This is a genomic window from Synechococcus sp. UW69 (assembly GCF_900474185.1).
Lineage (GTDB): Bacteria > Cyanobacteriota > Cyanobacteriia > PCC-6307 > Cyanobiaceae > Parasynechococcus.
In genome coordinates this window covers 1-10568 of sequence record NZ_UCNW01000014.1, presented here as the reverse complement: position 1 = coordinate 10568, position 10568 = coordinate 1, and the positions used below count along the sequence as shown (strand labels likewise).

14 protein-coding genes are annotated in these 10568 nt (G+C 46.9%); 7 read left to right on the top strand and 7 right to left on the bottom strand.

Features of this window, described 5'->3' with window-relative positions; genetic code table 11:
* A partial coding sequence (locus DXY29_RS12855; RefSeq protein ID WP_115025452.1) for an iron uptake porin occupies positions 1 to 1202 on the top strand: 1202 nt, incomplete at its 5' end.
* A 95-nt stretch (positions 1203 to 1297) separates the two neighbouring features.
* On the opposite strand, the gene DXY29_RS12850 is transcribed toward DXY29_RS12855, so the two are convergent.
* On the bottom strand, positions 1298 to 1528 hold the full coding sequence (locus DXY29_RS12850; protein WP_115025451.1) for a hypothetical protein: 231 nt from the start codon (positions 1526 to 1528) through the stop codon (positions 1298 to 1300).
* A gap of 83 nt (positions 1529 to 1611) precedes the next feature.
* Positions 1612 to 2280, bottom strand: a complete 669-nt coding sequence (locus DXY29_RS12845; protein ID WP_115025450.1) for a Fe2+-dependent dioxygenase — start codon at positions 2278 to 2280, stop codon at positions 1612 to 1614.
* 115 nt (positions 2281 to 2395) lie between these two features.
* On the opposite strand from DXY29_RS12845, the gene DXY29_RS12840 reads away from it, so the two are divergent.
* Positions 2396 to 3400 carry an extracellular solute-binding protein gene (locus tag DXY29_RS12840; protein ID WP_115025454.1) on the top strand — a complete coding sequence of 335 codons (1005 nt, stop codon included), beginning with the start codon at positions 2396 to 2398 and terminating at the stop codon, positions 3398 to 3400.
* A 141-nt stretch (positions 3401 to 3541) separates the two neighbouring features.
* Positions 3542 to 4126 carry a ferritin gene (locus DXY29_RS12835; RefSeq protein WP_115025449.1) on the top strand — a complete coding sequence of 195 codons (585 nt, stop codon included), beginning with the start codon at positions 3542 to 3544 and terminating at the stop codon, positions 4124 to 4126.
* A 45-nt stretch (positions 4127 to 4171) separates the two neighbouring features.
* Here DXY29_RS12835 and DXY29_RS13155 read toward each other — a convergent pair whose 3' ends face one another.
* Positions 4172 to 4468 (bottom strand): hypothetical protein, encoded by a 297-nt coding sequence (locus DXY29_RS13155; protein ID WP_170952232.1) that lies wholly within the window; start codon positions 4466 to 4468, stop codon positions 4172 to 4174.
* A 122-nt stretch (positions 4469 to 4590) separates the two neighbouring features.
* On the opposite strand from DXY29_RS13155, the gene DXY29_RS12830 reads away from it, so the two are divergent.
* From DXY29_RS12830 to DXY29_RS12815, 4 genes are all read left to right on the top strand, one after another.
* Positions 4591 to 4884, top strand: a complete 294-nt coding sequence (locus tag DXY29_RS12830; RefSeq protein ID WP_115025448.1) for a 2Fe-2S iron-sulfur cluster-binding protein — start codon at positions 4591 to 4593, stop codon at positions 4882 to 4884.
* Between the two features lie 32 nt (positions 4885 to 4916).
* Positions 4917 to 5126: a hypothetical protein gene (locus DXY29_RS12825; protein ID WP_115025447.1), complete on the top strand. Its 210-nt coding sequence runs from the start codon at positions 4917 to 4919 to the stop codon at positions 5124 to 5126.
* 91 nt (positions 5127 to 5217) lie between these two features.
* A complete protein-coding gene (locus DXY29_RS12820; RefSeq protein WP_115025446.1) occupies positions 5218 to 5985 on the top strand; it encodes an alpha/beta fold hydrolase in 768 nt (255 codons plus the stop codon).
* Positions 5982 to 6941, top strand: a complete 960-nt coding sequence (locus DXY29_RS12815; RefSeq protein ID WP_115025445.1) for an NAD(P)/FAD-dependent oxidoreductase — start codon at positions 5982 to 5984, stop codon at positions 6939 to 6941. The genes DXY29_RS12820 and DXY29_RS12815 overlap by 4 nt, the downstream gene beginning before the upstream one ends.
* Before the next feature lie 46 nt (positions 6942 to 6987).
* Here the strand turns inward: DXY29_RS12815 and fldA are convergent, their stop codons facing one another.
* The 4 genes from fldA to DXY29_RS12795 form a co-directional block, all read right to left on the bottom strand.
* On the bottom strand, positions 6988 to 7497 hold the full coding sequence (fldA, locus tag DXY29_RS12810; RefSeq protein ID WP_115025444.1) for a flavodoxin FldA: 510 nt from the start codon (positions 7495 to 7497) through the stop codon (positions 6988 to 6990).
* A 94-nt stretch (positions 7498 to 7591) separates the two neighbouring features.
* Positions 7592 to 7852, bottom strand: a complete 261-nt coding sequence (locus DXY29_RS12805; protein ID WP_115025443.1) for a hypothetical protein — start codon at positions 7850 to 7852, stop codon at positions 7592 to 7594.
* Positions 7853 to 8480: 628 nt separating this feature from the next.
* Positions 8481 to 9029, bottom strand: a complete 549-nt coding sequence (locus DXY29_RS12800; protein WP_115025453.1) for a Crp/Fnr family transcriptional regulator — start codon at positions 9027 to 9029, stop codon at positions 8481 to 8483.
* A 346-nt stretch (positions 9030 to 9375) separates the two neighbouring features.
* Positions 9376 to 10568: iron uptake porin (locus DXY29_RS12795; RefSeq protein ID WP_115025442.1), on the bottom strand; the 1193-nt coding region annotated here is incomplete at its 5' end.

Here is a 10568-nt window from a genome sequence, read left to right as displayed (position 1 = left end):
GCCTCGAGGCCCGTGTTGGCGAACTGGAAGCAACCCAGTTCTCCACCACCACCAAACTGCGTGGTCAGGCTGACTTCTTCACTGGCGCAGTGAAGTATGCCGATCGCGACGAGTGCAACGAGAAATCGCCTGGTTCCTGCGAGAGCGATGGATTCAGCTTCTCCTATCGCTACACGCTGAACCTCGACACCTCCTTCACCGGCAAGGATCGCTTGTACACCCGTCTTCGCACGGGCAACATGAAGAACGTCTGGACCGAATCAGACTCTTATCTGGCTGATGCCAAGAGCGGTGACAACAACATCAAGGTGGACAAGCTCTGGTATAGCTTCCCGATCGGCAACGAGTTCAAGGTCACCGTTGGTGCGTTGATCGAGAACTACTACATGATCGAAACGCCAACCCGTTACAAGCCGATCCTCAAGGCATTCAAACTGGGTGGTTACGGCGCTGTTCTGGGTGCCAGCACAGGCCAAGGCTTTGGTGTGCAGTGGCGTCAGGATGTCGATCCTGGTGACGCAGCCTTCAACATTGCTGTGAACTACGTTGCCGACGGTGGTGACGGTGCGAAGAGCGGTTCTAAAAAGCAAATGTTCGGTGAAGACACCGATGCATACCTGCTCAGCCAAGTTGGCTACGGCAACCGCAAGTGGCATGTTTCAGCGCTCTACGCACTGAAGAATGCTCAGCAGGACAAGGTTTGTGTAACTGACGAGCTGGGTGTGAAAACCTGCACGATCAAGACAGAAGCCAAGGCGGCTATGGGTTACTCCACACCCACGGCAAAGGATCTGGCTCACCCCATCCACGCCGTTGGCCTTCGCGGCTACTGGTCACCTGAAGACAGCGGATTCATTCCCACCATCAGTGCGGGCCTTGACTTCGGTTGGGCTGATAGTGAATACCGCGGCAACTCCGAAGCCGTTAAGGGCTGGATGGTTGGCCTGAACTGGAATGACGCCTTCATGGAAGGCAACAAGCTGGGACTTGGCTTTGGTTCCTACTCCAGCTACGCCACCGAAGTTCAGGGGCAAAAGGCTGACGACCAGAACTTTGCAATCGAAGGTTATTACGACTTCCGTGTGACCGACAACATCACCATCACACCTGCTGTGTTCTGGGTTGATGATGCAAAGGGCAAACATCAAGTGAATGGAGCCAACAAGTTTGGCGGTCTCGTCAAGACGACCTTCAAATTCTGATCCACATTTGATCAACAGACTGGCGCCCCTCGGGGCGCTTTTTTTACATAAAAAAGAGGGGCGAATGCCCCTCAAATAATCTCACAAGATTAGATTCACCAGCAGTTCTCGCCCTCACCGATGGGAACACAGACATCCTCTTGTTCTGCCTTTTTCTTTAAGGCTGCTGCATCGGAGTCCATGACGCTTTCTTCATCAACACCTTGGTCGGTGTTCCATTCTTGAAGTCCACCAGCATTCTGAGCATGGACAACTGGAACAGCTGCAGAGGCAACGAGAAGCGAGGTGGCAGCTGCAAAAACAGAAATTGCGGATGGCTTGACCATAAACAGACCCAAAATTCTATTATGCCAAATCTCAATCAGAAATAGTCATTAACGACGCAGCTGGCAAGGTCAAAAGATACAAATCAGGAAGATAGGCGCCGGATAGCATTTGTATAACTTTGAAAAATCAAATCAAGTTCATCAGACCGACCATGACGGGCAAGCAATCCGCGAGCACCAGCATCGAGATTAAAAAGCAAGGAACGGTCTTCCGCAGACTTCACATAGCTTTCAATCCAACCAACACAAACGAATCGTGTTCCACCAATAACAGGTTGAACACAATGGAGAAGGGAGGAAGGATAGACAACAACTTGGCCAGGAGACAATCGAAATTCTGTAGTCTTATCTCCACCACTTTGAATTGACAAGGAGCCTCCCTGGTAGGAGTCTTCATCACTTAAAAAGACTGTAAAAGACAGGTCACGTCGGCCATAACGAGAGAAAGGGTTATCGACATGCCAACCATAACCATCTCCAGAGTCAGATCTAGAAACCAGAAGGCTGTGAACCTTGCGAACAAGCGTAAAGCTCTTAATTAATGGATCGCTGGTAAGTGCTGTTGATATTCGGTTGGTAATTGAAAGAGTAAGCTCCGAATTTGGGTCAAGTTGATGATTCTTCTTGACTAACGACGCCTGATCACCCGCCGTTAGACGACCATCGCGCCAAGGGAGGTTAGGGGCCAGGAGTCGTTGTTGAATATCTTGTATTTCATCAAAAGGCAACAATGGATGGGTAATAAATTCCATCGATCAAAGAGAAAACGACATTGAGTTGCACAGAGCATTTGCTACATAAGCTGCGTTCATATAAGCTGACAATTCACGTGACCGAACTAATATAGAGGTGTATGTGATTCTAGACATGCTCAAATTCCTTGCCACCCTGCTACTAGTGGCCCCGTTCGCCGCCATACCTTCAGCAGAGTCGAAAGAAGTAAGAGTTTACTCAGGCCGTCACTACAATACTGATAGAAAAGCATTCAAACAATTTAGCCAGCAAACTGGAATCAAAGTAAGACTGATCGAAGCGACAGGAATTTCACTTGTTGAAAGACTTAAGAGAGAAGGAGCCAATTCAAAAGCAGATGTCATTCTGTTGGTTGACTCGGCAAGAGTCAACAACGCTGCTCAAGCAGGCCTGTTGCAACCAGTCAAGACGCAAAAGCTGATATCAAACGTCCCGGCACGTTTTCGAGATCCTTCCAATCGATGGTTTGGTTTCACAAGACGCGTCAGGGCAATTATTGTCAATCCAAATATCGTCAATCCAAATACAATCAAGACCTACGCAGATTTATCAAATCCAGGCTTGAAAGGAAAAATTTGCCTACGTAAACGGAAGAACGTATATAATCAGTCGCTTGTGGCCGACCAAATTGTTCTGAAAGGCCAAGCGAAAGCCAGTGCATGGGTCAAGCAGATGGTCAGCAATGTAAGCCAACCTTACTTCTCCGGTGATGTTTCACTAATTCGCGCAGTGGGGCAAGGAAAGTGTGGAGTTGCTCTAGTTAATCATTATTACTTGGCGAGAATGCAAGCAGGAGCTAGTGGAAAGAATGATCAGAAATTAACTTCAAACATAAAATTAATCATGCCAAATCCAGCGCATGTGAATATCAGTGCTGCTGGAGTCGCAAAATCAGCTAAAAACAAAAAAGAGGCGATTGCGTTTATTGAGTTCCTTTCATCTCCGCAAGGAACTCGATTGATCGCAGGCCCAACGTATGAGTATCCTTTAAAAGGGTTTGGAACATCAAAAGAATTGAAAAAATTTGGTCGTTTCACGCCTGACAATGTATCAATAAGTGCTCTTGGTTCAACACAGAAAACTGCAATACAAGTGATGGCCAACGCTGGCTGGCGGTGATTTGGAATCTGGAAATAGTCAGAAATATCAATTCAGCGACTATCTTTTGATAATGACTCTCATTTAACTTGGTGCATATGACACACGCTGTCTGCAATTCGATTCGCCAGCGCGTATCATTTGATCAATTGCTTAAGAGGAATGCTTTCAACATCTCGTTCAAATGCCTCAGCTTCTATTGAAACTGGCCCCTCAGGTCGTGCAATCGCGGAAGCAATAAGTCCTGAACTTCTGAATGCCATCCAAGACCACCTCAACATGGAAAGGCAGGCACACGCCTCATATTTCGCCGCAGCGATCTGGTTTGCTGAAAGAACACTGAAGGGGTTTTCTCGGTTCTTCCGAGACGAATCAAGCAGTGAGCATGAGCATGCAGCACAATTCGCCGAATACATCATCGCTCGGGGGCAAAGCGTTGAACTGAAGACCGTTGAAGCTCCTTTGCAGAACTGGGAATCACCAGCCGATGTCATGGCATCAGCATTTCAAATGGAGGTTGATGTGACGGCCTCATTGCAACAGCTTTACTCCATGGCAGAGAGAGTAAGTGATACACGAACAACAGTATTTCTAGACCCAATGGTAGAGATGCAAACACAATCTGAATATGAATTCGGACACATGCTGGGGCGAGTCAAATTCGCAAATAATCAAGCTGCCGCCTTATTGCTCATCGACAGCGAGCTGGATCAAGGGAATAACAAACCAGCCTCTCTTCAGGCATAAGAGAAAAATTACTCCTAGAGACAGTATCAATTACGGACATCTTTTTCACGAAGATGCCCGTAATCCCTGTGGATCGATAATAAAACATTTAATGTCGCGCATCAGTGATTTGGGTGAGACCTCTAAATACTCAGCAATTAGCTTGTGAGTCCATCCTTGATTTCTTAGGGCCATAGCAATCTTCAGGCGTTTTTTCCGCCAACCGCTTGCATGTCCTAAATAATGAGAAACCTTCTCTGGGGATTGCTTGTCCATTTGTAAAATTTGCTTATATAAAAAATACGTCATAGCCTTTGCTGAATTATTCCATAAAAATACCAACAAGAGTATTGCAAGGCTCATTAAATTAAACAAAAATGACACTACTCAAGAGAAGCCATACATGTAACCAATGAAACATAAACATGGTAAAATTTAATCGAGCTACAAGCATACTAAAGTTATAGTGGATTTTATTTTGAAAAATGGCGTCGTTCAAAATTGAATTGAGACTCCCTGATGGAACAAAACATTTTGAATGTCCTGATGATGAATATGTACTTGAGGCAGCAGAGCAAGCTGGGATTGATATGAGTTATTCCTGTAGAGCGGGAGCATGCAGCACTTGCCTGGGAAAAATCATTCAAGGAACAATTGACCAATCAGATCAGAGTTTTCTCGACGACGACCAAATGGAAAATGGTTATACACTGCTTTGCGTAGCATATGCAACATCAGATTTAGTCGTAAAGACAGATTGTGAAGATGAGCTTTGGTGAAGATAGAGGTATTCATTTAATCGAGCAGACGAATGGGTGAAGTGCACAAAAACAAATCAAGTCTTGTGGAGCAATATCTACACATCGCATGTTTCAACAAAATCAGCGACAGTATCTTTAGAGATATGCTTGACTACGAAGCTAAAGCTGATCCCATCGAAAAAAAATTAATTAAGAGAATAAGGCATCAAGTAGAGCAAGGGAAAGTTTTGCTTTCTTATCCCGATTCAAAAAAACTGTGACAACTCCACTTGTGATAAAGAATACAGTGATCTGTTTATTCTGGGGAGGGGAGCAGGTCGATGTATAAGAGGATAACTAAAATAGAAACGCATGGAAAAAAGTAAAATAATCTGGGTTGATCTTCAACCATCATTGTATTGTCTATTTAAACGTACGGCGCAGGTTTTAAGCCAACAATATGGTGTTAAGCGATGGTCATTCGAACATGACCCTGATGAATCATGTGATGTTGATATCATTCATGACCTTTTAAAGCAAACAGTAGAGGATTCTTCTGAGCCAGTTCACCTTGTAGGCCATGGGATAAGTGGTTCAGTAGCCTATCTATACGCAAAAAAATATCCGAAGAATGTTTCCTCAGTTTCATTGTTGTCTGTAGATGCCCAATCAAGCAATCAATGGACATCCCACTATCAAGCGATGAGAAGTCAATTACCGTGCTCAAGATTTCATATATTAAGCCACTTAAGCCGTCTCCTCATAGACACCCATGCCGATCACGTACAAATCATAATCGCAAGGCTTTTGGCAAAGTGCCTAGACAATGATTTCGTTAATGGATCAATTGTCGGACATACTCAGATAGAAAATCTTGATCAAATCAAAATTCCAATTCTTATCATCAATGGCAGCAAGGATTTCGTAATTGATCAATGCAGCTACAAACGCTGGCAGCAGCATTTAAAGCCAGGTGACTGTTATCAACGAATCAATAGTGGTCGGCATTTTTTCCCATTCACTGAATGGAACCAAACCGCAAAAATGATTGAGTCTTTTATCGACATGGTACCCAACAAAAGTTCAGACATAGCTTCTGAAAATATTCAAGATCTGAGTATTACCAAAAGATTCTCATGACAGATATCAATAATGCAGATGTTGTAATCATCGGTGGGGGACCTGCAGGTTGTTCCTGTGCTTTGTATACAGCAAGATCAAATTTATCAACAATCATCCTGGATAAGAATCCAGCTGTTGGAGCACTAGCGATCACACACAAAATTGCCAACTACCCTGGCGTGGCAGGTGATGCATCAGGAGAAGATCTCCTGAAAACGATGAGAAATCAAGCAATCAGCTATGGGGCTGAATATAAACAAGCCCAAGTCTATGGAATCATTATGTCGGATACTGAAAAGATCGTCTACACACCGGAGGGAACATTCGTCGGCAAGACCTTAGTGCTAGCAACAGGTGCGATGGGAAGAGCATCGACACTACCCGGGGAAAATGAGTTTCTTGGCAGAGGTGTAAGTTACTGCGCAACTTGTGATGGAGCATTCTACAAAAATCAAGAAGTTGTGGTCTATGGATCAAACCAAGAAGCAATCGATGAAGCACTTGTTCTAACAAAGTTCGCATCGACAGTACATTGGGTAACCAACAACAAGCCAAACATAAATTCAGTTGAAGTTCAGATATTACTTGATTCCAGCAATGTCAAGCATTGGAAAAGAACACGATTAAGCTCGATTGAGGGGGACGAGAATGGAGTGTCCAGCGTCAAGGTGCAATCCTTTGGGCAGGATAATACGCAAGAAATATTGGTTCAAGGTGCATTTGTTTACTCCACTGGCTCATTACCGATCACCGACTACCTCCAAGAGCAAATACCAATCAATGCCAATGGAGGAGTTCGTGTCAACAATGACATGATGACGGATGTGGAAGGAGTTTGGGCAATCGGCGACATTCGCAACACTCCCTTCAAACAGGCTGTTGTCGCTTGTTCAGATGGGTGCATTGCAGCGATGGCGATTGATAAGTATCTCAACCAGCGCAAGGACGTTCGAGTGGACTGGGTACACCGTTAAAAAAAGCGCCCTTGAGGGCGCTTTCGATTGAATTCAAATACGAAACTTACGACTCTGCATTGATTTGCTGAACCCATGCTTGAAGTCGTTGGTCTGTTAACTCCGACTCATTGTCTTCATCGATTGCGAGACCGCAAAACTTACCATCAATCACACTTTTCGAATCATCATAGGTATAGCCTTCAGTAGGTACTTTACCAATCAATTTAGCTCCAGATTGAAGAAATGCTGTATACAGTTCTTCCATAGCATCACAGAAGAAATCTGAATAGCCAGAAGAGTCTCCCAAGCCGACAATGGCTACAGATTTCCCAGCAAAATCTTTGTCTGGGATTTCTTGAACCAAATCGTCCCAAGCCGTTCCAGAGCGTGCCTCGTCAGCACCAGTATTCCATGTCGGAACACAGCAAATCAACGACTCGGCAGAGACCAACTCATCAATTGAGTCAATGTTGTCGACATCCTTCGCTTCAGTTCCGGGGAGAAGCTCCTTCAGCCGATCAGCGACGTCTTCAGTTTTACCAGTTGACGTTGCAAAGAAGATTGTGAAAGCCATGCAATTCAAATCACCCCATAATTTTCTCAGAAGTTTTGCCAGCCAGTTTGAAGCTTGTTTCAGATCCAAGTGCTATCAGATACAACCAAGCAAATCATTGACCCTGATGTATCTGGCAAATGTTAGTCTCAAGCGTTTCGGAACAAATCATACTTTCTCTATACTCTGAAAGTGCTTGATCAAAGCCTGACTCTCGGATGCGTTTAAGCCAACGCAAGCGAACGAAGTCATCTCGCTCAATGTGATCAATGAATTCTTCCAAAACCTGAGATCCAACAAGCATGATGGAAATAGCCTCGTTGTTCAAATTTAAAAAATCGCTCAAATGGTGAGTAAACAAATGATCATTGATCATTGATCATTGATCGAAAGGTGATACACATCCACTCAAACGGATCCAAACCTAAAGAAAAGCCCAGCCTATAAGGCTGGGCATATCCAATAAACCTCCCCAATTTTGCCGATTCACCAACGACAAATTGGATTTAAATGAGGCTGTCGATCCCGTCCAAGGAAGACCCATTTATTATGGCCATACCAGACAACTAATTATGAACATTGCATGCTAGTCGCGGTGTCAAATGTAGCTCAAGAGGCACACTATTTACCATGATCGGAATTCTGAAAATTGCAGACAAAAAATTGAGGCCAACACTTTATGTAGGCCTCAAACAAGACAAGAGTTTTTATTCAATAGATTTGGTTGACCGAGAGCCTATGGGATAAACATCGAAAGAGCAACTCCTCCAGTAAATGTTTTTGAGCTGATTGAGGATCAAGATAATGTTTGATCTTTGCCAAGGAATCCTGTATTGCCAGACATCGATTGCGATGTAGGCATATCTCTGAGATAAGGCGCTCCTTGAGGCGCGGATGCTGACAGCGTTGAATGGAACGACTGGCTGACTGCATGCGCTGCCATATCCAGTCAGCTTCTTTGCAGAGGTCTCCAAGAACTCCGAATGTATCCACATTCACGGCGTTCAAAATTGCAGGGGTGATGAGTTGATGAGTTCAGGAGAGAGTCGCATCGTGACATCACCAGGTGCCATAGCAACCAAATCAGCTTGACGCCACTTCGAAAGAAGACGCGTAGTGGTGACACGTGTTGCTCCAATCAGTTCACCAAAGCGATCGTGGGTGAGGCGAAAGGGAAGCTGATAGGTGTCGCTGCAACGGAGTCCGAGTCGGTTCACCAGCAGGGCCAAAAGAGCATGAAGACGCTGCTCTGCTTGACCGAGATGACGCACACGCAGGAGCTGCAAGGTCCATTCATTCACTGCATCGATACCCATTTCGTCCGTGGAGACTGAATCACGACGAAACTTCAATGCCGTTAAGGCTTCGACGCAGGCACCTTCGCTGCACATGCGGTCGGTGCGGAGCCTGTCGCCAGACTGCAAAAACGCCAACGTCATCCCCTCGGTCTCTTCGCAAGGGCAATACACCCGACAGACGCCTTCCAAGACTTCAAGAACAGTGGCCTGATCTCGGCCAGCAGGATCCAACAAGACGGTCTGCAGCCTTGGCATCGACAAGGGTGCCGCCGGATCGTCCGGAAGGAAGCGGTAAGCGGAGGTCGTCACGAACTAACGCGAATGAGAATTACTCGCAAGAGTACAGAGACCTTGTCGATATTGCAAGTCATTCTCAATAAGGGCCTCGGATTGAGATCTTTTCTCAATACGCTCTGAGCAGGCCCTATCCGCATGAAGCAGCAATGAGCGGAGCAGCTGCGCATCCCCCTGAATCCGAAGCATTGGCGTGAGGTCTGGTCTGTGCACCAACTACAACGCGATCTTCGACCGGAGGTGAATCGGTTTCAACGGTGAGACGTCGTTATTGAGTGATTCCTCTGTATTCCCTTGTCATCACCGCTCAGAAGACAAAGGTGGTTTTAATCAAGCCGCCCAGTTGTTGAAACGTTGAACCATTGGGTGTGAACTCACCGATGGGTCGTGAGAGATAGAACAGCGCAGGGGTGACGCTGATGTTGTCGGTGACCTGGAACTGATACCACCACTCCCAGATGAACTGACCATCGGCAGGGGTGTCACCTCCACGAAGATCCGTCGCGAAGACGGGTTGGCCCACAGCCATGCCGGCGTTGTTCCCCTCCATCAAGACGTCATTCCACTCCAGCCCCACCGTCCAGGACTGACTCGTGCTCACCTGGCCTTTGTACTGGGTCTCGGATTGATTGATGCCCCAACCGAGCGACAGCGAAGGAAGCCAGCCGGTCTGCAGCGGTTGCCAGAAACCACCAAGGGCATAGGCATGGGTCACACCCCGGGCACTGACGTGATCCTTGACCAAGGGTGTGGCGTAAACGATCAGGTCTTGACCGTTCTGAACCTTGGAATAGAGCGCAGCCACACCCCAGTTGTCACCCTCCCAACCCAGCTGCAGCGTGCCGGTGCCCCCTGCCTTGTCGGTGGCGAAGCCGCCAGTGCGAGTGTCGCTCGATGCACCATTGGCAGCCACGTAATTGGCCGACGCACGGGCTCCGCTTTCCGGGGCCCAACTGATGCCCACACCCGCACCTTTGTTTTTGTTGTAGGCCCCCGGAGCTCCATTCACCGTGAGCACATCGAGAATCGGATCACTGGGATAGACGCTCGGCCAGACCGCAAGCATGTCTTCCTGGCCAACAATCGGGCCCGTTGTGATGGTGATGTCATCACCCAACGGGAAGGAATAAAACAGTTTGTCGATCGCCACGAGATTGGGGCGATCACCCTCCTGAAATGCTGTTTCCAGCGTTGCCAGACCCGACGGCCCACCACTGCCGAAGACGTTGTCGTCGCCGTCGAAATTGCCGCCACGCAAAACCGTGGTCAACAAATCCTTTCCGCTGAAAGAGGTCGCCAACCCCAGCTGAAGGTCGTAATTGAACGTCGTTCCGCCGAACATCTTGGTGCTCTCGGAACGAAGCCGTGAGGCGGATCCCTTGAAGCGGTTGGCTCCAAACACCCAGGTGGCTTGGCCCGTGAGTTTGGTGGTGGTGGAGAACTGAGTTGCTTCCAGTTCGCCAACACGGGCCTCGAGGCCGTCAACGCGACCCTTGAGGA

Bases quoted from the DNA above. Each gene is read 5' to 3' on its own strand.
- DXY29_RS12845 (WP_115025450.1), bottom strand. From the start codon at position 2,280: ATGGAATTTATTACCCATCCATTGTTGCCTTTTGATGAAATACAAGAT.
- DXY29_RS12805 (WP_115025443.1), bottom strand. From the start codon at position 7,852: ATGATCAATGATCATTTGTTTACTCACCATTTGAGCGATTTTTTAAAT.
- DXY29_RS12840 (WP_115025454.1), top strand. From the start codon at position 2,396: ATGCTCAAATTCCTTGCCACCCTGCTACTAGTGGCCCCGTTCGCCGCC.
- DXY29_RS12815 (WP_115025445.1), top strand. From the start codon at position 5,982: ATGACAGATATCAATAATGCAGATGTTGTAATCATCGGTGGGGGACCT.
- DXY29_RS12850 (WP_115025451.1), bottom strand. From the start codon at position 1,528: ATGGTCAAGCCATCCGCAATTTCTGTTTTTGCAGCTGCCACCTCGCTT.
- DXY29_RS12800 (WP_115025453.1), bottom strand. From the start codon at position 9,029: ATGCCAAGGCTGCAGACCGTCTTGTTGGATCCTGCTGGCCGAGATCAG.
- fldA (WP_115025444.1), bottom strand. From the start codon at position 7,497: ATGGCTTTCACAATCTTCTTTGCAACGTCAACTGGTAAAACTGAAGAC.
- DXY29_RS12820 (WP_115025446.1), top strand. From the start codon at position 5,218: ATGGAAAAAAGTAAAATAATCTGGGTTGATCTTCAACCATCATTGTAT.
- DXY29_RS13155 (WP_170952232.1), bottom strand. From the start codon at position 4,468: ATGAGCCTTGCAATACTCTTGTTGGTATTTTTATGGAATAATTCAGCA.
- DXY29_RS12830 (WP_115025448.1), top strand. From the start codon at position 4,591: ATGGCGTCGTTCAAAATTGAATTGAGACTCCCTGATGGAACAAAACAT.
- DXY29_RS12825 (WP_115025447.1), top strand. From the start codon at position 4,917: ATGGGTGAAGTGCACAAAAACAAATCAAGTCTTGTGGAGCAATATCTA.
- DXY29_RS12835 (WP_115025449.1), top strand. From the start codon at position 3,542: ATGCTTTCAACATCTCGTTCAAATGCCTCAGCTTCTATTGAAACTGGC.